At 37.5% G+C, this 24783-nt stretch carries 24 protein-coding genes and 1 tRNA gene; 8 read left to right on the plus strand and 17 right to left on the minus strand.

Annotated features, from left to right (window positions below):
- Window positions 1-105 precede the first annotated feature (105 nt).
- The 4 genes from hisA (at window position 106) to hisIE (ending at window position 2958) form a co-directional block, all read left to right on the plus strand.
- Entirely contained in the window at window positions 106-831 is a 726-nt protein-coding gene (gene hisA, locus FGM01_RS00405) for a 1-(5-phosphoribosyl)-5-[(5-phosphoribosylamino)methylideneamino]imidazole-4-carboxamide isomerase (protein ID WP_143409150.1), read from the plus strand.
- A 78-nt stretch (window positions 832-909) separates the two neighbouring features.
- Window positions 910-1257 (plus strand): four helix bundle protein, encoded by a 348-nt coding sequence (locus FGM01_RS00410; protein ID WP_208012697.1) that lies wholly within the window; start codon window positions 910-912, stop codon window positions 1255-1257.
- Window positions 1258-1323: 66 nt separating this feature from the next.
- Window positions 1324-2079, plus strand: coding sequence for an imidazole glycerol phosphate synthase subunit HisF (hisF, locus tag FGM01_RS00415; protein WP_143409152.1), 756 nt, complete (start codon window positions 1324-1326; stop codon window positions 2077-2079).
- Window positions 2080-2337: 258 nt separating this feature from the next.
- Window positions 2338-2958 (plus strand): bifunctional phosphoribosyl-AMP cyclohydrolase/phosphoribosyl-ATP diphosphatase HisIE, encoded by a 621-nt coding sequence (hisIE, locus tag FGM01_RS00420; RefSeq protein ID WP_143409153.1) that lies wholly within the window; start codon window positions 2338-2340, stop codon window positions 2956-2958.
- 86 nt (window positions 2959-3044) lie between these two features.
- Here the strand turns inward: hisIE and FGM01_RS00425 are convergent, their stop codons facing one another.
- From FGM01_RS00425 to FGM01_RS00460, 8 genes are all read right to left on the minus strand, one after another.
- On the minus strand, window positions 3045-3899 hold the full coding sequence (locus FGM01_RS00425; RefSeq protein ID WP_143409154.1) for a pirin family protein: 855 nt from the start codon (window positions 3897-3899) through the stop codon (window positions 3045-3047).
- Between the two features lie 9 nt (window positions 3900-3908).
- The gene (locus FGM01_RS00430) at window positions 3909-4643 is read right to left on the minus strand and encodes an NYN domain-containing protein (protein ID WP_143409155.1); all 735 of its coding nucleotides are present in this window, start codon (window positions 4641-4643) and stop codon (window positions 3909-3911) included.
- A gap of 113 nt (window positions 4644-4756) precedes the next feature.
- Window positions 4757-5911 carry a baeRF7 domain-containing protein gene (locus FGM01_RS00435; RefSeq protein WP_143409156.1) on the minus strand — a complete coding sequence of 385 codons (1155 nt, stop codon included), beginning with the start codon at window positions 5909-5911 and terminating at the stop codon, window positions 4757-4759.
- 137 nt (window positions 5912-6048) lie between these two features.
- Window positions 6049-6927, minus strand: a complete 879-nt coding sequence (locus FGM01_RS00440) for a cation diffusion facilitator family transporter (protein WP_143409157.1) — start codon at window positions 6925-6927, stop codon at window positions 6049-6051.
- A gap of 32 nt (window positions 6928-6959) precedes the next feature.
- Window positions 6960-7715 (minus strand): sulfite exporter TauE/SafE family protein, encoded by a 756-nt coding sequence (locus FGM01_RS00445; RefSeq protein ID WP_143409158.1) that lies wholly within the window; start codon window positions 7713-7715, stop codon window positions 6960-6962.
- A gap of 32 nt (window positions 7716-7747) precedes the next feature.
- Window positions 7748-8698, minus strand: coding sequence for a DUF1853 family protein (locus FGM01_RS00450; RefSeq protein ID WP_143409159.1), 951 nt, complete (start codon window positions 8696-8698; stop codon window positions 7748-7750).
- On the minus strand, window positions 8601-9092 hold the full coding sequence (locus FGM01_RS00455) for a GyrI-like domain-containing protein (protein WP_143409160.1): 492 nt from the start codon (window positions 9090-9092) through the stop codon (window positions 8601-8603). The genes FGM01_RS00450 and FGM01_RS00455 overlap by 98 nt, the downstream gene beginning before the upstream one ends.
- A gap of 10 nt (window positions 9093-9102) precedes the next feature.
- Window positions 9103-11283 carry a S9 family peptidase gene (locus FGM01_RS00460; protein ID WP_143409161.1) on the minus strand — a complete coding sequence of 727 codons (2181 nt, stop codon included), beginning with the start codon at window positions 11281-11283 and terminating at the stop codon, window positions 9103-9105.
- Window positions 11284-11427: 144 nt separating this feature from the next.
- On the opposite strand from FGM01_RS00460, the gene truA reads away from it, so the two are divergent.
- A complete protein-coding gene (gene truA, locus FGM01_RS00465; protein WP_143409162.1) occupies window positions 11428-12216 on the plus strand; it encodes a tRNA pseudouridine(38-40) synthase TruA in 789 nt (262 codons plus the stop codon).
- Window positions 12217-12227: 11 nt separating this feature from the next.
- Here the strand turns inward: truA and recQ are convergent, their stop codons facing one another.
- Window positions 12228-14339 (minus strand): DNA helicase RecQ, encoded by a 2112-nt coding sequence (gene recQ / locus FGM01_RS00470; RefSeq protein ID WP_143409163.1) that lies wholly within the window; start codon window positions 14337-14339, stop codon window positions 12228-12230.
- 147 nt (window positions 14340-14486) lie between these two features.
- Between recQ and corA the strand changes: the two genes are divergently transcribed.
- Both corA and FGM01_RS00480 read left to right on the plus strand, forming a co-directional pair.
- Entirely contained in the window at window positions 14487-15566 is a 1080-nt protein-coding gene (gene corA / locus FGM01_RS00475) for a magnesium/cobalt transporter CorA (protein ID WP_143410315.1), read from the plus strand.
- A gap of 17 nt (window positions 15567-15583) precedes the next feature.
- Entirely contained in the window at window positions 15584-16726 is a 1143-nt protein-coding gene (locus FGM01_RS00480) for a lactonase family protein (RefSeq protein WP_143409164.1), read from the plus strand.
- Between the two features lie 68 nt (window positions 16727-16794).
- Here FGM01_RS00480 and FGM01_RS00485 read toward each other — a convergent pair whose 3' ends face one another.
- From FGM01_RS00485 to FGM01_RS00510, 6 genes are all read right to left on the minus strand, one after another.
- Window positions 16795-17664 (minus strand): DUF6268 family outer membrane beta-barrel protein, encoded by an 870-nt coding sequence (locus FGM01_RS00485; protein WP_143409165.1) that lies wholly within the window; start codon window positions 17662-17664, stop codon window positions 16795-16797.
- A 221-nt stretch (window positions 17665-17885) separates the two neighbouring features.
- Complete coding sequence (locus tag FGM01_RS00490) at window positions 17886-18785, minus strand: sterol desaturase family protein (RefSeq protein WP_143409166.1); 900 nt, start codon at window positions 18783-18785, stop codon at window positions 17886-17888.
- A gap of 56 nt (window positions 18786-18841) precedes the next feature.
- Window positions 18842-19447 carry a DUF6134 family protein gene (locus tag FGM01_RS00495; RefSeq protein ID WP_143409167.1) on the minus strand — a complete coding sequence of 202 codons (606 nt, stop codon included), beginning with the start codon at window positions 19445-19447 and terminating at the stop codon, window positions 18842-18844.
- Between the two features lie 138 nt (window positions 19448-19585).
- A complete protein-coding gene (locus FGM01_RS00500; protein WP_143409168.1) occupies window positions 19586-20728 on the minus strand; it encodes a helix-turn-helix transcriptional regulator in 1143 nt (380 codons plus the stop codon).
- Between the two features lie 39 nt (window positions 20729-20767).
- The gene (locus FGM01_RS00505; RefSeq protein ID WP_143409169.1) at window positions 20768-21913 is read right to left on the minus strand and encodes a helix-turn-helix transcriptional regulator; all 1146 of its coding nucleotides are present in this window, start codon (window positions 21911-21913) and stop codon (window positions 20768-20770) included.
- 370 nt (window positions 21914-22283) lie between these two features.
- Window positions 22284-23219: an NAD-dependent epimerase/dehydratase family protein gene (locus FGM01_RS00510; RefSeq protein ID WP_143409170.1), complete on the minus strand. Its 936-nt coding sequence runs from the start codon at window positions 23217-23219 to the stop codon at window positions 22284-22286.
- A gap of 156 nt (window positions 23220-23375) precedes the next feature.
- On the opposite strand from FGM01_RS00510, the gene FGM01_RS00515 reads away from it, so the two are divergent.
- A complete protein-coding gene (locus FGM01_RS00515; protein WP_143409171.1) occupies window positions 23376-24089 on the plus strand; it encodes a glycosyltransferase in 714 nt (237 codons plus the stop codon).
- A gap of 143 nt (window positions 24090-24232) precedes the next feature.
- Here the strand turns inward: FGM01_RS00515 and FGM01_RS00520 are convergent.
- Together FGM01_RS00520 and FGM01_RS00525 are read right to left on the minus strand one after the other, a co-directional pair.
- A tRNA-Arg gene (locus tag FGM01_RS00520) sits at window positions 24233-24306 on the minus strand.
- Between the two features lie 134 nt (window positions 24307-24440).
- On the minus strand, window positions 24441-24695 hold the full coding sequence (locus FGM01_RS00525) for a hypothetical protein (protein WP_143409172.1): 255 nt from the start codon (window positions 24693-24695) through the stop codon (window positions 24441-24443).
- Window positions 24696-24783: the final 88 nt, after the last annotated feature.

Below are 24783 nucleotides of genomic sequence, written 5' to 3' on the forward strand. Positions count from 1 at the left end.
TTTGAAATAGATTTAAAAAAAATAGATTAAAATGAAATTTTTACTTCAAACCTTGTACCTCGTATTTCAGAATTCGTACTTCCCACTTCTAAATTCTAACTTCATATGCGAATAATACCGGCAATAGATATCATCGAAGGTAAATGCGTAAGGCTTTCAAAAGGTGATTACAATACCAAGAAAATTTATAATGAGAATCCTCTGGAGGTAGCCAAATCCTTTCAGGACCACGGAATTGAGTATTTACACCTCGTAGACCTTGATGGCGCAAAGTCTAAACATATAGTGAATCATAAGATCCTGGAACAGATCGCTTCAAAAACCGACCTTAAAGTTGATTTTGGAGGTGGATTAAAATCTGATAAAGATCTTGAGATCGCTTTCGAAAGTGGAGCTAACCAGATAACCGGTGGTAGTATTGCCGTTAAAGATCCTGAAATATTTCAAAACTGGATCCAAAAGTATGGTAGTGATAAGATCATTCTGGGAGCCGATGCAAAGAATAGAAAGATAGCGGTTTCGGGCTGGCTGGAAGATTCAGATAAGGAGATCATTCCTTTTATTCAGAACTATGAAGAGAAAGGTGCGAAATATGTGATCTGTACAGATATTTCTAAGGATGGAATGCTGGAAGGCCCGTCATTTGATCTTTATGAAGAGATCCTGTCTGAAACTAAAAATATCAATCTTATCGCATCCGGTGGAATCTCAGAATTTGATGAATTACCAAAACTTGCAGAACTGGGTTGTGAAGGAGTGATCATAGGAAAAGCGATATATGAGAATAGGATTAGTTTGAAACAATTGGAAAATTATATTTTGAAGTTTTGAATTACGAACGACGAACGATGAACGATGAACGATGAAAAATAGAAGAAAAAGCGAACAGTAAAGTTTTAAAAAGAAATAATGCAGGATTTAAAAAAACGAACCAAAACCTTTGCTTTGGAATGCTGGAATTTATGCCGACTCATTCCAAAGACCAGGGAATGTGATGCTATAGTTAGACAGTTAATAAGGTCATCAAGTTCAGTTGCGGCAAATTATAGAGCTGCTAATCGTGCTAAATCTGACAGAGATTTTATAAATAAATTGAAAATTGTAGAAGAAGAAGCAGATGAAAGTCAGTTCTGGCTTGAATTTTTATTTGAAACTTTTGAGAATAATCATGAAGAAATTCAGCGTCTCATAAAAGAGTCGGATGAGTTAATTGCTATTAGCGTTGCTTCGATAAAAAAAGTAAAAGCAAGAATATGAAAAATTCAGATTATCAAATAAAAAGATTCACTCGTCGCTCGTCGATCCAACTTCAAAATTCATAAGATGCTAACGAAACGAATTATACCCTGTCTTGATATCAAAAATGGAAGGACAGTTAAAGGAGTCAATTTTATTGACCTTAGAGATGCGGGAGATCCGGTGGAACTCGCCGCGGCGTATGCCGAGAAGGGAGCGGATGAACTGGTTTTCCTTGATATTTCGGCTACCGAAGAAAAACGAAAAACCCTGGCTAAGCTTGTTCTGGACGTCGCTGAGCAACTCAATATCCCATTTACCGTGGGTGGCGGAATCTCTTCAGTAGAAGATGTTGATATATTGCTTAAGAATGGAGCAGATAAGGTTTCTATTAATTCTTCCGCAGTCAAAAATCCTGACCTAATTAACCAGCTTTCCGATAAATTTGGAAGTCAGTGTGTAGTGGTGGCCATAGACGCAAAGAATATCGATGGAAAATGGAAAGTTCACCTTGTAGGGGGGAAAGTTCCTACCGATCTTGATCTTTTTGAATGGGCTAAAGAAGTTGAGCTTCGCGGAGCAGGAGAAATTCTCTTTACTTCAATGGATCATGATGGTACCAAAAATGGCTTTGCCAATGAAGCTCTGGCCAGACTGTCTGAGGAACTGAATATTCCTATTATTGCTTCTGGAGGAGCAGGAAATATTCAGCATTTCCAGGATACATTCCAGAAAGGTAAAGCAGATGCGGCTTTAGCTGCCAGTGTTTTCCATTTTAAAGAAATAGAGATCTCAGATCTCAAGAACCAACTAAAAACAGCCGGAATACCGGTGAGAATATAATTTAACGTCATGCTGAATTTATTTCAGCATCTCAGAAAGCAAAAGATCCTGAAACTCCCGAAGCTTCGAGACAGGATGACATAAAGAATAAATTTAAGATGAATATAGATTTCAATAAGAATAATCTTTTAAGCCGTCACCCTGAACTTGTTTCAGGGTCTCAAAATTATATATGAATTCAACAGATGCTGAAACTCCCGAAGCTTCGGGACAGCATGACGCAATTAAAAATAGCTTTTCGAATAAGAATCAAAAATTATGAATATAGATTTCAATAAGAATAGTGATGGTTTAGTCCCGGCAATAATTCAGGATTCAAATACCAGAAAGGTATTGATGTTAGGCTACATGAATGAGGAAGCCTTCCTGAAAACCAATCAAACAAAGAAAGTTACTTTCTATAGCCGGACTAAAGAGCGATTATGGACCAAAGGCGAGGAAAGTGGTAATTTTCTAAACCTGGTTAATATAAAGCTGGATTGCGATAATGATACACTTCTGGTGGAAGTAGATCCTGAAGGTACTGTTTGTCATAAAGGCACTGATACCTGCTGGGCTGAAGAAAATACCGCTAACTATGGTTTTCTTTCAAAACTGGAAGGTATTATTGCCAACCGACAGAAATTAAGTGAAACAGAGCCTCAATTGCGTAAGGAAAATGAGAACAGTTATGTAACATCACTTTTTGATAAAGGCATTAATAAGATCGCTCAGAAAGTAGGGGAGGAAGCTGTAGAAACTGTGATCGAAGCAAAGGATGATAATGATGATCTCTTTTTAAATGAGAGTGCCGACCTTCTTTTTCACTATTTGATCCTTCTGAAAGCTAAAGGATTTGGTTTAAAGGACATTGTTAAGGTTTTAGAAAACAGACATTAAGAAAAAACTCCCGAATCCCGGGAGTTTTACTTTTTTATTCAAAATTGAAATGGTTTCCGAACAGTTCGTAATAATCTGTTTTAAAATCATTCTTCCCAGCTTCCCATTTTACCAGATCTGTAATCTTCATACGCCTGCCTGATTTCCTCCTCAGAATTCATCACGAAGGGTCCTCCAAAGACCACTTTCTCATTAAAAGGTTCTGCGTGACCAAGTAGTAGAATACTTTTTTCTTTAGCTATTATATTCAGCTTTTCATCATTTCTGGAAAATTCTGCAAGGTGTAATTCTGGAACATTGATCTCGTTCACTTCCAGTTCGCCCTTAATAACATAAAAGAAAATATTATGGGATTTTGGGATCTCCAGCTGGATTTTGGAATCCTTTTCAAAATGTACCAGGGAAAGGTCTACCGAGGTTGGAGTATCAAAAGCTCCTCTTATTCCTTTAAAATTCCCGGAAACTACCTGGACCTTAATAGTTTCTTCCTCGTTCTGCCAGATCGAAATCTTGTCTTCCTGTAATCCGCGGTAATGCGGTTGCATCATTTTTAGCCTCCTGGGGAGATTAACCCATAATTGCAGGATCTCCAGTGGACCTCCTTCTTTTTTGAAATCATCTGAAGAAATCTCAGAATGTAAAAGGCCGCGACCAGCAGTCATCCACTGCACTCCGCCACTTTCTATCACACTGTAATGCCCATCACTATCCTTATGGGCTATATCGCCGTCAAGGATAAAAGTGACCGTTTCTATACCACGATGCGGATGTGGTCCAAAGGGAAGCCCGTTATTATTTGGGGGATAGACCTGTGGGCCATGATGGTTTAGAAATATAAAAGGATCTATCATTTGCAGATTACCAGTGGGTAAGGGAGACCAGGTCTCAAGATCACCCATCGGCCTGTATTCTGCTTTATGTAGTTTCTTTATATTCCTCATTGGTATATCTTACTTATTTCTCACGTAAATAAGCTTGAATTTTGAATTGGAGTTCTCCCTTGATTCTATCTCGAATTTATCTATAGAATTGATCATGGGAGTCAGCTTTTGAAATCCGTAGTTCCTGGAATCAAAATTAGGTTGCTTTTTCTGAAGCAAACTTCCCACATCGCCCAAAAATGCCCATCCATCCTCGTCGGCGACATCAGAAATCGTTTGTGAGATAAGCCTAACCACACTAGGTGTGATCTTATCCAGATTTTGTTTTCTATTATCCTTCTCCCTGCTTTTTCCGTTCTCAGATTCCTTGGTATTATGCTTTAAGATTTCAATATATATGAACTTATCGCAGGCAACAATAAATGGATCCGGAGTTTTTTTCTCTCCTATCCCGATCACTTTTTTTCCGGCTTCTCTAAGCCTGGTAGCTAAACGGGTGAAATCTGAATCGCTGGATACAAGGCAGAACCCGTCAACCTTGTTTGAATAAAGAATATCCATGGCATCGATGATCATTGCAGAATCTGTCGCATTTTTTCCCTGGGTATAGCCATATTGCTGAATGGGATGTATGGCATTCTCCAAAAGGACATTTTTCCATTTGTTTAGATGCGGTTTGGTCCAGTCTCCATAAATTCTTTTAATTGTTGGGTTGCCATATTTGGCAATTTCCTCCATCATCTCCTTTACGTGGGCAGAAGGTATATTATCGCCGTCTATAAGTACAGCTAAATTAGTTTCCATTAATTATGTTTTATTTGGGCGACTAATGTAAAGATTAAAATATTAGTCCCTTCTTTTCGAGAATAAAATATCTTAAAAAGGGCCTGTAAGTTAGTTACAGGCCCGGTTTCATGCTAGAATCTCAATAATGCGTTCATTTTAGATTTTTTCTGCGGCATGAATTCATGCTCTACCAGATAGACTTTTCCACCCATCTCAATGGTTTTCTTGGCGGCAAGATTTAATAATGAAGTACTTCCATTTTCATTATTTTCGGCAAACTCCACTTTCATATTTTCTTCATTATAATCGCCCCAGACTTCGGCTCTGTTTTCAATAAAAAGAGTATCAACTTTTCCCTGATGCACCGCAGCAATTATATCGCTGATGGCTGAAGTGGTATTTTCTGTAGAACTGAGCTCCTTGTATTTTTCAATTTTTTCGTCCCGCGTATCATTTAAAAATGGCTCCATTACCTCAATTGCTTTCTGATGTATTCCCATAAGATCTGAATCGTTTGGATTACCGGGAATCACGGCATCAACCAAATGATTATAAGTATTAGCGTCTTTATAAATAGGGAACATATAATCCTGGCAATAAACTACCAGTGGCAATTTTTCCCTGTTCAGATATTCTTTTAATCCCTGATCTACAGCTCTGAAGAATTGTTTTATCTCTGTTTTTTCATCTCTTTCACTTCCTCCATGGCCATGAAATTGAGTCTTTTCACCTCCTTCTCCCTGAGTCCTGAACTGAAGGGCTTTTTCCTTATAATCAAAACCAACCCTTTCTTCCAGTCTGGAAGGAGTTAGATCTTCTATTTCTACGGGAGCAATGCTGTACTTTGATGCTTCAAATAATTTTACATCTTCCAGCTGGATCGCCAGAATATTGAATTTACCATCTCCTGTCATGGCATGTACCAGAGGTTTCACATAAAATTCTTCAGATATATAATGATAATCATCGAAATTTACAGGGAGAGTATAATTTTGAAAATAGTCTTCTGAGGCAAAGATCGCCAGACCATCTGACTGATGACGCCAGAAATCCCGGTTTTCCAGTAGATTTTCTATAGGCTTTGCTATGTTGTTTATGACATTTTCCTGAACATTCTGTTCTTTTAATTCTTTTCTAATCTGCACCCATTTAGAATGTAAATGCTTTTTGTTTTTGCCTTCTAAAACTTCTTTTCCAGCTCTTTGGGTAGGAATAAAAATGGATACGCAAATCTCGTTTTTATAATTTGCCAGTTCCTTAAAATCTTTTTCATTGATCATCGACATAACTTTATTTATTTCGGTTAATTATACAGATTAATATACGCTTAAACCGCGCGACATCAAAGCCGGCAGCCGCTCGTTTGTGCTAAATGTTTCTTAATTAATCTGAAAGAAAATCAAAAGTGAACCGGGAATCCTTTCTAAAGTTCATCATCAGGTTCCACATGGATAAGGACATCTGCGATTTGCGGAATATTTTCAAGGATCTCATCTTTGACCCGGTGAGCAATATCATGGCCGGTTTTTACGCTGATGTCTGATTTTACTGCGATATGAAGGTCTACATGGTAAGTCATCCCGGTCTTCCGGATAAAACACTTTTCGGTGTCTATAACCCCTGGATGCGCTATTGAAATTTTTCTTATTTGCATTTCAATATCCATATATCTGTGTTCATCCATTACCTCACCCAATGCAGGTCTGAAAATGAGATAGGCATTGAAAAAGATAAAACCTGAAGCAAACAAAGCTGCCCAGTCATCTGCATTTTCGTAACCTTTTCCCATAACCAGGGCAACAGTAATGCCAATAAAAGCCATTAATGAGGTAATCGCATCACTGCGATGGTGCCAGGCATCGGCCTTTAGGGCCGTGCTATCTGTTTCTGTGCCTTTTTTAGAAATAAAACGATAAAAGATCTCTTTCACCACTATGATTACAGCCAGTACTATGAGCGTATAAGGTTCAGGGACTTCATGTGGAGTCTGGATATTCTCTATACTGGCGTAAGCGATAATAGTTGCTGAGACGATAAGAAAACCAACTATCATGAAAGTAATAAGGGGTTCTGCCTTGCCATGACCATACGGGTGATTTTTATCGGCAGGTTTGGTGGCATATCTTAAGCCTAAAAGTACCAGCAGGGAGCTAAAAACATCTGTAGTTGATTCAATTGCATCGGCAATCAGGGCATAAGAATTTCCGAAAATTCCAGTAATCGCTTTCACGATTGCCAGGAATGCATTTCCGAAAATACTGAAATAGGAGGCTTTAATGGCTTCCCTGAAAGCGGGTTGCATATTTTTATTTTGTTATGATCATTAAATTTAAATTATTTCAGCTGGTTATAGATCATCAAAATTCCGCTCAATACCATAAAGAATATCAGAAGCTTCCTAAAGTTGCTGTTCTTCATTTTTGAAAGGAATTTTTTTCCGATGATATTACCAATAATAGTTCCCAGGCCCAAAGCGATTCCGTAGATCCATAATTCGTTATGTAATAAACCAAAGAAAGCATAACTACCTATCTGCGAGATTCCCAGGAAAAAAGAATTTACCGTCTTGGTAGCGATCAATTCTTCTTTGTCCAGTCCAAGATTCAAATAGAAAGGATTAAGCACAGGACCAAGACCTCCCACGATAGTTCCCAGGATGGAGACTATAAACCCCAGGGGTATAAAAAACCATAGTTTTACCGGGAATGATCTTTCCTTTTTTCCAAACCTGTATTGAAAAACGGTACTTATTAAAAAGATCCCAACCAGGATCTGCAGCCAGGAAGATTCGGCTTTAGTGAAAAACCATCCCGCCACCCAGGCTCCAGCCATAGCCGCCGGAACATAGTATAAGAAAACGCTCCAGTTTATATATTTCCAGAACAGGATCAATCTCGCCGGTCGCCCTATGAAAGTACCAAGGTTGATGATGGGCGCTGTTTTAATGGTTCCCAGCATAAAATTTACAAGTGGTACCAGGATCAAAGCTCCGCCGCCGCCAGATACCGTAGAGATCGTAAATGAAATAATACCCGCAAAAAAAAGAATGACCAGATAAAGAAGATTAATATCCTGTAATAATTCCTGCATATATTATTCGTTGTTTATCATTCAAAGATCAATTACCACCAAACAATAAAATATCTATGATATCCGGTTTGGGTTTTCATCCAGACCATGGGTGATCTTTTATCCGCCAGCATTGATTGAATGTTATCCATCAACTCAGGATAAGAGTACCAGTTTTGGTTTTTTTCAGGGCTGCAGCTCCATTCTTTCTTTTTCGGACTATAAAACAAATGGTCTTTCCATGGCATATTTTGAAAATCTGTAAGATTGTAATAATTCCCCATCACTCCAATAGCATTTTTTGTCCTGGAATTTTGCGGAAGGTATAAATGAGCCTTAAAACAGAGTTGTTGTTCAATTTCATTGACCTCAATACCCAGGTCGTCTAAATATTCTGAAGTTTCTGGTTTGAATATTAATGGAAATTGCCTCGTTTTTAGTTTTTCCAGTTTTTCATAAAAACTATCCCGGCGGTTGGGTCCAATCCACCGTTTAATTTCAGTTTCAAAAGAAGGGTCATAGATATAAAGTTTATAAACCAGCTCTACATGTATCGTTTTTGATCTTTCGTGGTCGAAGATAAGAAAGTCCAGTTCTCCCAGAGTCTGCTTCCGGTCGATTATCTGTATATTAGAAGCTGTTAGGTCATAGCGCTTGCTATGGCGAATTGCGATCTCAAAGAAACTCTCCATCCTTTTTCCCAGGACAGAATTCCTGGGATGTTCCAACTCTTCTAGCTCTGCAATGATCTCTTTTGTTATTTCAATTTCTGGAAATTCAAAAGTCTTATAGTTACATGAAAACCTATCCTGAAAAATATCAGGAGTATTAAGAAAGCCTTCAAATTGATCTGGAACGCTAATAGCTTTTAAATTTAGGTTATGGGTGTTTAAAGGCTTTTTTGAATTAGTCTTCCTTAATGGGAATCCAGATCTTTTCCTTAGATTCAGGATTGTCAGGACCTTTATAATCCTTACCCAGAACTTCAAAATGGGGGCGGTCATCCAGGCTGTACTTTGAGGATGGTATCCAGTCTTCGAAAATAAATTTAGCGGTGTCTGAAAATTGCCTGGAAGTGCCTTCATGAGTGAACACCGCATACAGGCCGGCAGGTAATTTTAATCCTTTAAGGCCTTCATCGATTGTGGAATAATCTTCAACCTCTACAGCGGCCCATTTTTCAAATACAGACTGGGAATTAAAATGTCCCGAAATAAAACCATCGTCGTAAACCTGTACAGAAAATAGATCCTGACTTTTGGTATTATCAATACTATCTTTCTTGTCCATAAATCTTTTCCATAAAACCGCAGTTTTATCATCGGCCAAACTAGTGTGAAGACTAACACCCACCAGTTTTTTTGCTTTCATCTCGATAATATCAGGTTCTTTCATCATCTTATTTTATTTATTCCTTGATCAGGTCAATTTTATAATTAGCTGGAGGGGTGGCGCCCTGTAAATGTTCAACAAAATAATCCCATCTTCTGCGCATCATATAGTAAAAATCATCGCCGAAACTATGTCGTGCATGCGGGAAAATAATGAGGTCAAAATCTTTATTTGCTTTAATTAAGGCATCAACCACCAGATAAGTATTGTAGGGAGGGACATTGTCATCCATAGCACCGTGGGCTAGCATCAACTTACCCTTGAGATTTTGTGCATATTGAGCATTAGCATCCTTGATATAAGCAGAAGCACTGTCAGGGGTTTTCCCCATTAACCCAATATATCTTTCTCCCCAGTCATCTTCATAATTCCGGTTGTCATGATTTCCTGATTCGGCAATTCCCACCTTGTAAAATTCCGGATATTTAAACATGGCGGCAACACTGGCTGAACCACCACCGGAATGACCCCAGACACCAACCCTTGTTGTGTCTAAATAAGGGTATTTTTCTGACAGTTGCTTTATTCCGCTAATCTGATCTGGTAAAGTATTTTCCGAAAGACTGCCATAACAGGCATCATGGAAAGATTTTGAACGGCCCGGATTACAGGTTCCTTCAATTGCAACCACAATAAAACCCAATTCTGCTAAAGCCTGGTGATCTCTGCGGGAAGAATCAAATGACCAGGTTTTAATACTTCCACCCTGCGGTCCGGGGTATATATAGTTTACTACCGGATATTTTTTAGTGCTATCAAGACTAGTTGGGGTAAACATTAAACCATACAGGTCCCATTGTTTGTTGGCAGATATCACTTCAAACTCCTGGGGTGCCTTCCAACCGGCCGCTAATAAAGCGGAAATATCAGCTTCTTCAAGTTTAGCGATTATTTTTCCATTTTTCATTTTTAAAACTGCCGTATTAGGCAGGGTGGGCGTCGAATAATTATCAATAAAATATTCTTTTTGCGGAGACCAGGTGATGCTGTGATTGGCAATTTCGGGAGTTAATTCCTTTAAATTACGGCCATTGAGATCAATCGAATATAGATGACTGAAATATGGATTTTCGTTTTTATTCTTTCCATTGGCAAGAAAATAAATTCGCCTTTTTTTTTCATCAATATAAGAAACCTCGGTAACAACGAATTCACCTTTAGTAATCCTGTTTTTGAGTTTACCTGTGGATGCATCATACAAATACAGGTGACCATAATCATCCCTTTCTGAATACCAAATGATTTCATCCTTATCATCCAGATAACTCCAATTGATCTTTTCCTGTCCTGATTCATATTGGGTAGGCACTATTTCTTCGAATATTTCGCGCACCTCACCGGTGATGGAATTTGCCACCCGAACCTTTGCTATTTTATGGTCCCGGGATGTTGAAACAAAATATAATCTTGAGGAATCGTTACTCCACTCATTATCATCAAAAGAACCTGAACAATTAATGTTATCGCAGAGAGTTCCCCGCCGTGGATCTGATGGTATTTTCAATTTAATTACCTCATTATTTTCTGTATCGATGATGACCCGCTCAATTTGAATAGCCTTTTCATCTTCAGGCAGGGGATATTTCCATTTTTGGAGCTTTGGAGCCCCGATATTGGTTGTAACGAGGTACATGTCGCTTACATGTCTTTGATCCTGTCTATAGGTGGCGATCTTCTTAGAATCTGGAGACCATAAAAGTACGGGTTTATCGCTTTTTTTCCAGCCGGCGTTATCTGTCGCGTAACCATAATTTTCAATACCATCTGTGGTAAGCTGAGTTTCCCTGCCGGTTGTGAGATCCCTCATCCACAGGTTCCATGCTTTGATATAGGCAACCTTGTTACCGTCTGGTGAAACCATTTCGGTATTCGGAATATATGTCCGGCTTTTTTCGTTGGGAAGATCTTTAACATCCAGTAAAACTTCAAGATCTTTTGATTCTCTTTTTTCTCCGTTTTCTACATTAACCAGGACATACAATGGCCCTGCCTGAGTGGAGACCTGGTACCAGAAATACTTTTCATTCAGCCAGGTAGGATTTACAGATTTTCTATAAATAAGATCATCTGTATTCCCTTCCAGAAACTTCACAGCCCGGTCATACTCTTCTGAAGTCAGCTTTTCCTTTTCTGTTTGAGAATTTAATTGAAAACAGAAAATCTGCAAAAGGAATATTAGAAGTAGGGCTCTGTTCATTTTTATGAGATTTGAAACAGCAATATAAAAAATAAATCAGGCATAAATTTCTAATAGATCACTTTTCAGATAAGGTCCTGCAGTTAGTTCTGGATCAGAATTCATTCTACTTATTAATCAATATATTTGGCCAAAATTCAAGATTTGTTCAGGAAAAGATTTTACTATTTAGTAAAGATCCAGTATTTAGGATATCGATTACACGGGTGGCAGAAACAGCCAGACGTAAAAACTGTGGAAGGACTAATCACCAAAACCCTGGGTTGGGTAATGCCTCACGCTAAATGTAAAATTCTTGGTACCAGTAGGACAGATGCCATGGTATCTGCCGAGGAATCTGCTTTTGAACTCTTCCTTGATCATGAACCCTTGAAAGATCTGGAAGAATTTCTAGTTGAGTTTAACAAGAATTTGCCTCAGGATATACGAGCTCTAAGCATTGAAACGGTGGATGAAAAATTCAACATCATCCAGCATTCCAAAACCAAGGAATACTCCTATTTATTTAGCGTAGGGGATAAATTCCATCCTTTCTGCGCTCCCTTTATGGCAAATTTTCAGGAGGATCTGGATATAGTAAAGATGAAGAAAGCAGCTAAATTATTCCAGGGAAAACATAATTTTAAAAATTATTGCGTCAGAGTTTCAGAAAACAGCACCTTCGAAAGGGAGATGTTAAAATCTGAATTGGTGGAAAATACCGAGTATACCGCCAATTTTTTTCCGGAACAATCCTATATTTTTCATATTCATGCTGCCGGATTCCTTAGACATCAAGTACGTCTCATGATGGGTAGCCTCGTTTTAGCAGGCCGGGGAGAATTAAGTCTTGAAGACATTGAGAATAGCCTTAAACCCGAGACACCTGAATTACAAATGGATTATATCGCCCCGGCATCCGGATTAATTTTAAATAAAATTGAATTTGAATAATTGCTCTAAGCTTAATTCAGATTTTCTTTCTCCAATATCTTCAGTGATATTTTGATGGTTTCATAAGGGATGGCCTCTTCAAAATGTTCGTAATAACTTTTCAATGAATTGGGATTATCCAATTCTTTTTGAGCATTTCTAATGGATTTCAGTTCAGAGTTGGGAACGAATTGATGCAGATTGATCTCCTCACCTTCATCATATAATTTCATAAGATGAGTGAAGATAGTATTTTTAGCAACCTCACGCTCCCGGGCGATCTCCTCAACGCTCATTCCCCGCTTATACATGTTAAGTGTCTCCTTCAAAGTATTACCTTTTTTTGTTTTTTTACGAGGTTTGGTTTCTCTTTTTTCCTTGCTAAAAGCTATGATCTCTTTAATAAACCTAAAGCCATAATCTTCCATCTTTTTTCTTCCCACTCCATTAATAAGCATAAATTCTGAATCTGACATGGGACGTTGTTTTTCCATATCCTTTAAGGTCGCATCGTTGAATATAAGGTATGCGGGAATATCTTCTTCACGGGCAATTTCCAGGCGCACTTTTCGCAATCTTTCAAATAAAGAATTTTCAGTGATCGCGGCTGTATCCTTTTGCGCCTTTACTTTTCTTTCTTTTACATCTGCGAGGTAAACTTGTTCTTTTTCAAAAAGTACCTTTTTTGCTTGTTCTGTTAGTTTAAGATGGTTGTTTTGATCGAAAGCGATCTCTACATAACCCAGGTTGATAAGCTGTATAATGTATTGCTGCCAGTGATTCCAGGAAATATCCTTTCCAATTCCATATGTACTGAGCTCCTGGTAATTATTTCGCCTTACCACTTCATTTTGGGAACCACGCAATACATCGATAATTGCTGAAATTGGCTCACTGCCTTTCAACCGAAATATGCAGGAAAGAGCTTTTTGAGCTATGATCGTACCTTCAAAGAATTCCGGGGGATTTCTGCAGATATCGCAATTTCCACAATCTTCCTGCAGGTATTCCCCAAAATAACTCAAAAGAATCTTTCGTCTGCAGCTAAGAGCTTCAGAATATTGTTTCATACGATCCAGCTTGGCCAGCTGAACTTCTTCATTTTTTGCATTTGAAGCAAATTTCTGAAGCTGGATCACATCGGCATAACTATGGAATAAAAGCGTGTCTGAAGCTAAGCCATCTCTTCCAGCCCTTCCAATTTCCTGGTAATATCCTTCGAGATTCTTAGGCATATTATAATGTATTACCCACCTGATATTCGATTTGTCGATCCCCATACCAAAGGCGATAGTAGCACAAATGATCTGCTTTTCATCATTTATGAAATCATCCTGGATCTGTGATCGCTCCAGGTGGTCCAGACCGGCATGATAAGCTTCAGCCTTAAATCCTTTGGCTTTAAGTTTTGAAGCCAGTTCTTCTGTCGTTTTACGGCTTAGACAGTAGATGATTCCACTTTCATTTTTGCGATTCTTTAGAAAATCTGAGATCTGTTCAAATCTTTTAATGCCAGGTTTAACCTCGAGGCTTAGATTCTTCCGGTCAAAAGAAGCCACATGTTTTTTGGCGTTGGGAATATTCAGCTGTTTGCAAATATCGTTTCTTGTAGCTTTATCTGCCGTGGCCGTAAGGGCCAGAACCGGGGTAGAGGGAAAGCGGTTCTTTAAATATCCCAGTTGGGTATAGGCAGGACGAAAATCGTGTCCCCAGCTGGAGATACAGTGTGCCTCGTCTATGGCAATAAGGCTAACCCTACCGTCTGTTAGAAATCTATCCACGAACTGAAGACTTTCCGGAGCTACATAAAGTAATTTTATCTCCTTTTTATCTATTCTTTGAAATATAGCCTGTTTATCTGCTTCTTCCTGGCTACTGTTTAAAAATGCCGCGGGAACACCATTGGCGTTTATTCCATCCACCTGATCTTTCATTAAAGCGATCAAAGGTGAAATTACCAAAGTGATCTCGGGAAGTAAGATTGCCGGTAACTGGTAGCAAATGGATTTTCCACCACCAGTTGGCATAATTACCAGATTGTCTTTTCCCTTAAAAACAGACTCAATTATTTTCTTTTGTAAAGGTCTAAAACTTTCATATCCAAAGTACTCCTTCAGGGTATCTAACAGCACGGTTTCTTTCATAGCTACAAAGGTAAAATTAAGCGCAGATTAATGGCCAAACTTTACGCTGTTTTCCGCCTGAAATTTTTAGAAAAGGATGAGCGAATTGCACCTATTGCTATTGTGTTAGCGGATTATTCTTACATTTATAAAAATATAAGACTGTCCATGGCCAAAAGGAGAAAATTAATGTTAAGGCGTCCCAAGACTACAAAATCTGCCAACCAGATTCCGGGAACCATGACCTACGTGGGGAACAAGGAAACGGTAGAAACGAAACTCGATGTTATAGACTATAATGCCGACCGCTATGAAAGATTTAGTTCTACAACCCCCGAAGATGCTTTTAAGTATACAGACGAAAAGAGTATTACCTGGTTCAATATAGATGGATTAAGCAATGTAGAGGAGATCGAGAAATTGGGTGATTATTATGAGCTTCATCCCTTAGTTATGGAAGATATCGTAAACACAGGCCAGCGTCCCAAAATAGAGGAATATCAGGACTACCTGTTTATAGTGGCCAAAATGCTTTACTATAAGAATGGAGAAATAGAGAATGAACATTTAAGTATGATCGTGGGTAAAAACTATGTACTCACTTTTCAGGAGGCAGATGGAGATGTCTTTGAGCCTATCAGGGAGCGAATAGAAACTGCCAAAGGAAGGATAAGAAGCCGAAGCGCAGATTACCTCATGTTTGCACTGCTGGATTCTATCATCGATAATTATTTTCTGGTGATAGATGATATGAGCGATCGAATCGAAGCCCTGGAAGAAAGTCTCTTTACATCAAGACCCAGTGATGATATAACTTTTGAAATTCAGGATCTTAAGCGTAATATTCTAAGGATTAGAAGGGCAGTTTTCCCATTGAGAGAGGTGGTAAGTCGCCTGGAAAAGATGGATTCTGAACTAATTGACGCAAACACCGGAAATTTTATCAGGGATCTGTATGACCATATTATTCAAATTTCTGAAAATATAGATATATACAGGGAAATGATCTGGGGTTTAATGGATATGTATATGACTACCATTAGTAATAAAATGAACGAAGTGATGAAGGTGCTAACTATCATGGCGAGTATTTTTATCCCTTTAACTTTTATAGCCGGTATCTACGGAATGAATTTCGAATATATGCCAGAACTTCAATGGAGGTATAGTTATTATGTACTTTGGGGAGTCATGATCGTGGTGTTCTTGCTGATGCTGTGGTACTTTAAAAGGAAGAAGTGGTTGTGAATTTTAAATCTGAAATTATGGGAAGATATTTAATTATTTGTTTGTTAGGTTTGTGCCTGATTAATCCTTCTCATGCCCAGGGTGATCTCATGCAAAAAAAGGATTCGTTAAATAAGATTTACGTAGGCACCTATACTAAAAAGGAAGGCCACGTGGATGGTAAGGGTCTGGGAATTTATCTTTTGGATCAAAATTCTGATACCGGTCATTTAACTTTCGTTTGTACCGCGGCAGAATTAATCAACCCATCTTTTGTCAAAGCAGGCAAAATGGGAAAGTATGTATATGCAGTGAGTGAGCTTGGCCCGGCAGACGCGAATTCAGGTTTTGTATATTCTTTCGAAATACAGGATGATGGATCGCTAAAAAACATTGGAAAACTAAGTACCGGTGGTTTGGCACCATGTCATATAGCTCTAGACAGATCTGGGAAATTTGCCTTTGTAAGTAATTACCTTGGAGGAATTGTGATGGTTTACAAGGTTACTTCTAATGGTTCGCTAATCAAAAGCCAGGAATTGAAACTTGAGAACTCAGGATCTGCGCATGCCCATTCTGTAAAAGTGAGTGGTGACAATCGTTATGCCTACATCGCCGATCTGGGGAATAACATGGTCTGGATCTACAATTTCAATAATATGAATGGTACCCTCGAGCCACATCGCCAGAAATTTATAAAACTTAAGGATGGTGCAGGCCCTCGTCATATAAGTTTCTCCAGGAACGGTAGTTTTGTATATACGGTCAATGAATTGAACAGTACGGTAAGTGCATTCCGGGTAAAAAATGATGGAAGCCTAGAGCACCTTAATGATATTTCAACCTTGCCGGAAAGTTACAGGCATTCAAATTCGGCAGCAGATATACATATACATCCTTCAGGTAAATACCTTTATACTTCCAACCGGGGCCATGACAGTATCGCCATTTTTGAGATCAATCAGGATTCTGGTGAACTCTCACATGTAGACTATGTACCGGTGGCCGGAAAGACACCCAGAAATTTTGCTATTTCACCTTATGGCAAATATTTATATGCAGCCAGCCAGGATACCGGAAATATCACTACCTATAAGATCAATGAAAATACCGGCAAGCTCAAGCCTCAGGAACCTGTATTTCAGATCAAAACTCCGGTTTGTCTTGAGTTTGTTAAGTGATTGTGCCGGGTAAGGGGCATCACTAAATACAATTGAAATTTTAATTAATTTCTGATGTAACTGAATCCCTAATCCCGGAGACGAAATGCCATGCCCACCTGTAAGCTAAGGTTATCGATAAGATTTGAGTCGAGGCTGGAATTCGGAATCAGATTATTCTGAAGATCATAAGCTTCAAAATCATTCAGCTGATAGTTCCCTATTTTTCCAAAAATTACTATGCTTTTAGAAAATTGTTTTTCTATAAAAACAGAGGTATTAAGTGTTTCTTTCCGGAAATAGTAAATCCCCGGATTTTTATGAACCCGGTAGGAGTTCAACGTCCAGTCGCTTTCAATACCGGTGTACCAACATTCTTTTTTCAGGATATATTCAAATCTGATATTGGAGGGGATGAGAACATAAAGATTCCATTTGTTATTAGGTATCCAGTGTAGTCCACCTATGGGAAATATCAGAGTTTTTTCAACTTCCTGGTTAAAATACATCCCGGCGAAAAAGTTCAGTTTTTCACTTCTTTTATTAGTAAGCAGAAACCAGCCTCCCGTTTGGGCATATTTGATGAGTGGATTGAATTCATCTGAATTGAATTTAAATCGCACCTGAGTCAACAGGCTCCATTTTTTATTTTTCCAGAAATGAAGATAACCGGCTCCTATAAAATTGGCGTAAAGATCTAAGTCGTCTCCGGCTATACTAATGTCCTGAAATTTAAAGATCTCGCCGGAATAGAATACAAGCAGGTAATCTTCATTCTTTATTTGATGACCGTAGTTGAGCCTGGCCGAAAACTTAACAACATTATAATTCTGCTCGCTGCCTGGCCTATAGTTGACATTTTCATACGACAGATTTCCAACATCAAAAAATGACTGCCCCAAGCTATGCATGGAAAATGCAGTCATTGTAATTATTAGAAATAAGGTACTGAATTTCATAAGAAAAGCGATTAGTAATTTCAATGGTCTTTTAAAGTTAAATAGGAATGGCTTAAGTACTTAACTCATTCGTCCTTTTTTCACCAAATCTATCCAGAGCTTTTAAGCTTTTCCATTCATTTTGAATGCTTTTTCTTCGATTGTTGTGTTTGCAATTTTTGCATTTACAACTTGAATTTTTTAGACTACACATATCTTATTATTTAAGTATTATTTGATTTTCAATTTTTTGAGAACTCAGACTTAGCTTGTCTTAAATAGGTTCCATTCTTTACCTCACCCGGAGATTTAAAAAGAATATCCCAGCGTTCCCCGAAAGATCGTACGGAAGCCATTTTTTTGAAAATATCTATCCAAACATGGAAAACTAAATAGATTGGATTGAAGGTTTTAGGCTGATCTAATATTCCAAATTCTGGTTTTTCATTTTCGTCTAATTCCTGAAACGTGTTGAATATTCTGTCCCAGATAATTAATGCCGATCCGTAATTTTTATCCAGGTACTTATAATTTCTGGCATGATGTACCTTGTGATGGGATGGTGTTACAAATATATAGCTATACCATTTTGGTAACTTTTTGATGGTCTGGGTATGCACTGAAAAACTGTATAAAAGTGCTAGCTGATGAACGATATAGAATATCACCGGATGAAACCCTAATAGGCTTACAGGGAGATAGAATACTATTTTAATTCCTTGGGTCCAGGATTGCCTGAAGGCCGTAGATAAATTAAATTGTGTAGAATTATGATGAGTAACATGAGTCGCCCATAAAAAGTTTATCTCATGAGATAGCCTATGCGACCAGTATCTTAAGAAGTCTAGTACTATGAAACACAAAATGGATGTGGCAAGGTTCACAGGAATACTCCATGGGACTATATTATATAACCATATGATTAGTATAAAAAATGCCGTTTTGGTAAAAATGCCTTCTACCAAATGTACCAGGCCAATGAATAGAGAAGTTAGGAAATCTTTACCTTCATACCTGTTCTTATTATGCCTTATGCCAAGAATTACCTCAAATAATGCCAGGCCAATTAATATTGGTGCAACATATAGCAATAAATTCGGGGAGTTCTGTAAAACTTCGTCTAGTTCGATTTGCGTTTTCATGAGTGACAATTTTTGAAAATTGGAAATTAGAATTAATCCTTATGATGATTCGGCATCTATTCTCTTAGCAACTTAACCTGGAAAAAACTACCTGCTACGTCTACCTTTACACACTTTCCTGCTTTGTAATGAAAAATGTTTGATACACCATTCGGGAAATCAATCCTATATCGATTCTCACCTAGATTTTTAATGTCCAGCATTCTTTGCTGGTTATCACAATAAACCCTGTCGATCTTTAAAGGTTCTGTAAAATATAGGCGTACCAGGTTATTATTTATTTCAGGTTCATCCAAAATGGTGCTTTTATCACCATTTTGCAGGATATATTTATTCACCTTTAATTTTAGAAGTTTTGAATCTTTTATATTATCGTTTATAGACCTTTTTAATTCGGAATAGACAAGTAAATCATCCTTATACCTATAACTTTCAGAAGCTTTAATCTTAAATTTTTTTATAATAGAAACTTCGACATTGCTGGTGACCTGGTAATCTGTAAAAGGTGAAGATTCAGATTTATAAATTTTCAGAACACCTATGTTCTTATCTTTTTTCAGAATATTAAATTTTAACTCGCTCGATTGAGCTGAAGTTACCTGGATCAAAGCAAGACTTAAGATGAATATCGTCAGCCATATTTTTGATATATTTAAAACCATGATTTTCCTATTTATGATGAAGGTGGGGAGGACATCTCACATCGATTATTAACCCAAATTTATAATGAGATGCACAGGGTCATATCCCGATTTTTAGAGATTTGTAAGATTCTGGACGTCCAGAAAAAAATCCGGACACTAACAGACGTCCCTGTATTCTGAAGGGGTCTGGGAAGTGAACCTTTTGAAAGCAGAGTAAAATGTGGATCTGGAATTGAATCCGCACTCGAGACCTATGGCGACGATGGTATACTTACAGAATTCCTTATCCTTAAGCAATTTTTTAGCCTGTTCTATCCTCAGGGAATTGATATAGTCTGAAAAGTTGTATTCGCTGTGATTATTAATGATCTTGGACAGATGAGTGCTGCTCATTTCAATTTCTTCAGCGAGATCCTCCAGGCCCAGGTTGGGGTCAAGGAAACGTTGTTTTTCGATTAAATACCGATCTACCTTTTCAAAATCTGCCTGGTGTTTTAAGGAAAGTTCATTTTTAGATTCTATGTTTGTTATAGATCTGCTTTTGTCAATTTGTATGGCTTTATTCGCTGAAATAGACTTTCTAATGGAGATGCGGTCATTAGCCTTATGATACCTGAAAAAGCCCTGATAACCAATCCAATAAATAACGCCGGAAAGTCCGAGCCTGAGAACCTGATAACCGGTGACATTTCCTGTAAAATTGAATAGACTTATGGCAATGATCCAGAGAAGGAACATACATATCCCCACCTTCCACATTCTCCGCAACCAGCTTATATCATCGAATTTCTGGATATAGGTATAAGAATGTTGTTTTGTAAATAAGAGCTGGTAACACTTAATAAAGATGAACAAACTAAAACCAGCGATAAATATCTCCTCCAGATTGGTATAGTGAAGGAGTATTTCATTAGCATCTCCAGGCCAGAACTGTTTAGATATTGCAATATTTATCATTCTTGAGGCCAGGAGGAAAAGGAATAGAAAAATGCTTAACCTTACGTAGATCCTGATTCTGTCTTCAATTCTAAGGTAATAGACAAGAAAGGCGTGAAAAAAAGGTAAAATGAGTAAATCCCAGGAAAAAAGAATATTCCTGAGGATGAAATTATCGGGTTGATGATCGCTAAAGAACCAGGCTTGTAAAATATTAAGAGATAGAGCCAGGACGGTAAGGTTCAAGTAAATGACGGCGGTGGTCACCTTTCTCCGGGAAATATGGATAGTAAAGATATTAAAAGCAATGCCCTGCAAGGCAGCTATAATTAAAATATAATTCAAGATCGAGGTAAGATCCATTTTGGCCGGTTGTACTACCTAATTTAGTGAAAATAAATATCAGGTAGATTCTCTATATTCAGTAGGAGTAGTGGAGGTAAATTTTTTAAATGCAGAATAAAAGGTAGATCTGGAATTAAACCCGCATTCTAAACCTATCGAAACAACTGTATACATGCAAAAATCATCATCCCTCAAAAGTTTTTTGGCCTGTTCAATCCTAAGTGAATTAATATAATCTGGAAAACCATGTCCGCTAAAGGAATTTACAATCCGGGAAAGATTACTCGGACTCAGATCCATTTCTTCTGCCAGTTTATCCAGGCTTAGCGAAGGATCCAGATAGCTTTGATTGTCGATTAGATATTTGTCAATTTTCAGGAATTCCTCATTCATTTTAGAATTCACTTCAGTTGATAATTCCTCTAAAGCCCTGCTTTTCTCATCATTTAATTTTAAAGCTGAATTTTCCTCAAGCGATCTTCGTATGGAGATACGGTCTTTCACTTTGTGATAACGGTAAAAACCCTGGTAACCAATCCAGTAAATAAGGATGGAAGTTCCCAGTCTAAGCGGATAATTGAGTATTTGATTTCCTGTAATATTATGTCCTATGATGGCTACGATCCAGAGTATGAAAACGAATCCGCCCAGCCTTAGGAAAATTCGGAGCCAGGAAATTTTATCGAATTTCAGTATGTAGGAGTAGAGTTCCTGGCCCTTAAAAACTATCTGTACACATTTAAAAAAAATATAAAGGCTGAACAAGGCGTTGAAAATTTCTTCAAATATGGTATAATTTGTAATCAGGCTAATATCCTGGTAGGGACCCCGGAAATAAACATAAGCTATGCATATAGATCTTATAAGGATCTCGGCAGTGAATATATTAAAAGCCAACCGCATAAAACTTTTTACGCGATCCTTAATTCTTAGATAGTTGATAAGGAAAGCGTGAAAGGTAGGGAGAATAAACAAATACCATGGAACCAATAAATGTTCGAAATAGAAGTTATTAGAGGAGAAACTAATTTCAATTAACCAGGCCTGTAGATTGTTAAGGGAAAGTGCCAGCACTGTAAGGTTAAGGTAAATTACTGCCCAGCCAGGCTTTTTACGACTAATATAAATCGTATAAATATTGAACACGAAGCCCTGAACCACCCCGGCGATTAGAATAAGGTTTATGATACGTATTATATCCATATCTTATGCGGTAATCAAGAATGGGGTGATGAAACGCCTAATAAAATCAGTTGGGGAGAATTCCTGTAAGAAGGTTATTTAAAATTAATAAAAAAGACAGCTTGTTAGGCTGTCTGTTATAAAATGATTTTCATAAATGAGCAATTAAACTTCTTTCACGACAAAAAAACCATCATTTCCCTGAGTTTGATATAATGAAATTTAAATTTTTTATTCACTCAACCCACGAATCTGATAAACTACTTTGATAAAGAATTCTTTCTACAGGTTAGATGAAGAGAAGATAATGGTTTTAAAAATTGCTTTATTTTCCTTTGAGCTTTATATCAATTGCAAAATCATTAAAATTCCAGACCGGTAAATTAAAGTTTCAAATTCCTTTAAACCATTCAGTCTGTTTTTGTAAACCTTCATAGAACGTGGTTTTAGGATCGTAGCCTAAAAGCTTTCTAGCCTTTTCTATGTTGGCACTAGTGCGTAGCTGATCTCCTGGACGTTTGGGTAGATGTTCAAATTTGATCTTCTTCCCGGTGATCTTTTCTATATTTTCAATTCCCTCCTGGGTAGTATGTTCATTTTCAGAACCAATATTAAAGATCTGGCCATTGCAAATATTTTCTTTCCCTATTACGCTAAGGATACCATCTACGATGTCTCCTACAAAGGTAAAACTTCTTATATGCGCGGTACTGCCCTCAAAAAGCGGGAATTTTTTATCGTTGATCGCACAATCAATAAGCTTGGTAAATAATTTATCGGGTCTTTCCCTGGGGCCGTAAACCGAGAATAACCTTAAAGAACATGCTTTTAAGAGATTTGAACGGGATTTGGATAATACCAGTTGTTCTGCGGCCAACTTGGTCACTCCGTAATCTGAAACCGGTTTGGTTTCATCGTCTTCAGCCAGGGTGGCGTATTTACCATATACAGAAGAAGTGCTTAAATTTACAAATAACTTTAAATCCTTCTGTTCTAAAGCAAAATTCAGAAGGTTATTTGTGGCGATGAAGTTATTTTGAAAATAAGATTCAAAAGTCGATTTTGAAGAGATACCCGGTTGCCCGGCAAAATGAAATATATAATGGATCTCATCCTGAATGATATTACCTAAACCTTCATCACACAGGTCGAACCTGATAACCTTTATACCTTTGGACTTTAAATCGCGGGCATTTTTCTCTTTCAGATCCTTGCTATAATAGTCTGAAAAATTATCAAGACCAATGACTTTAAAACCATGTTCAGAGATCTTTTCGGCAAAATGAGAACCAATAAAACCTGCTGCCCCGGTTACCAATACGTTCATAAATTCGATTATAGTTTAAAAGACAGGTAAAATAACCGAATAGTTCGCAGAAAACATAGTATTCCATAAAATTTCAATTGTTTATGGGTTTCAGGTTTGTATTAGCATCATTGCCAGTTTACTTTAAACTTCTATTTTTGGCTAAATTTCAGAAGAATGGATAATAGCCTGACCATCATAGTTCCAGTTTATAACGAGGAAGAGAATTTGCTTAGAGTAGAGGAGAAGCTGAATGAATATATCTTAAGTTGTCGCATTAATTGTAAAATATTAATGGTGAACGATGGTTCAAGCGATAATTCTGAAAAACTAATGGAAGATATCTGTAAAAGAAATTCTAATTTTAGTTTTATAAGCTTTGAGAAAAATTGTGGTTTGAGTGCAGCAATCAAAGCTGGCTTTGATCATTCCACTACTAATTTAACCGGCTATATAGATTCAGATCTGCAAACAGATCCTTTTGATTTTGACCTTTTGCTGGAAGAGATCGATACCTGCGACCTTGTAAATGGTTACCGGCATGAACGTAAAGATTCGGGAATAAAGAATTTATCTTCGTTGATTGCCAATACGGTAAGAAACTGGTTTACCCATGATGGTATGGATGATACAGGTTGCCCATTAAAGATTATCCGAACAGATTATGCAAAAAGGATCCCGATGTTTAAAGGATTACATCGTTTTCTTCCTGCAATGATATTATTGCAGGGAGGGCGGATAAAACAAGTACCTATAAGACATTATCCAAGGCTAGCCGGTACTGCAAAATTTGGTTTGAGGAACAGGTTGGTAAAACCACTAATGGATTGTTTTGGTTATTTATGGATGAAGAAGAACTATATCAACTATAGGGTCTATAAAAAGTCTTAAACACATTTCTAAATTCTGAACTATCGTTTTCTCATACAACCAATTAGGTTGGATAAGAATTAATAGCCTTTTATTGTTGAGGATTTTCTAATCACCCAGAAAGTATTAAAACAAAAAAGCCTTTCATAAAGAAAGGCTTTTCGTGATGGCACCAGGATTCGAACCTGGGACCGCCTGCTTAGAAGGCAGGTGCTCTATCCAGCTGAGCTATGCCACCGTTTTGCGGTTGCAAATATAAGCCACTTTATAGATTATGCAATGTTTTTTTATTGAAAAAATTCAAGGTTTTTAAAAAAAGAAAGACTTCCTAAGGGAAGTCTTTGATTCTTAATATACTAAGTTTTTTGTTGCTTAACTCTGTCTCACTAAATCTGTTTCCAGGCTTCTTGCCGTGATAAATAATTGATTAATTATACTAGCAGATGTTTCCTTGTTTTCAAAAACCTCGGTATATAAATTATTGAACCTGCGAATTAACTCAAGGGTTCTTAAAGGCAACTGAAAGAAATTACCGGAATCATGAATATTTTCGATCCAGTCTTTTACACTACAGATCTGCTTAAATTCATCTTCGGTATCAAGATTATAATCCTGGATTGTTAGCATAACTTCAATTTTATAGTTAGCTAAGCAGGGAAATAAAATAGATTGGGCAGATCAAATATAGAATGAATTTTGAGTTGCATGGAACTTC

Source organism: Christiangramia sabulilitoris (genome assembly GCF_007050985.1).
Lineage (GTDB): Bacteria > Bacteroidota > Bacteroidia > Flavobacteriales > Flavobacteriaceae > Christiangramia > Christiangramia sabulilitoris.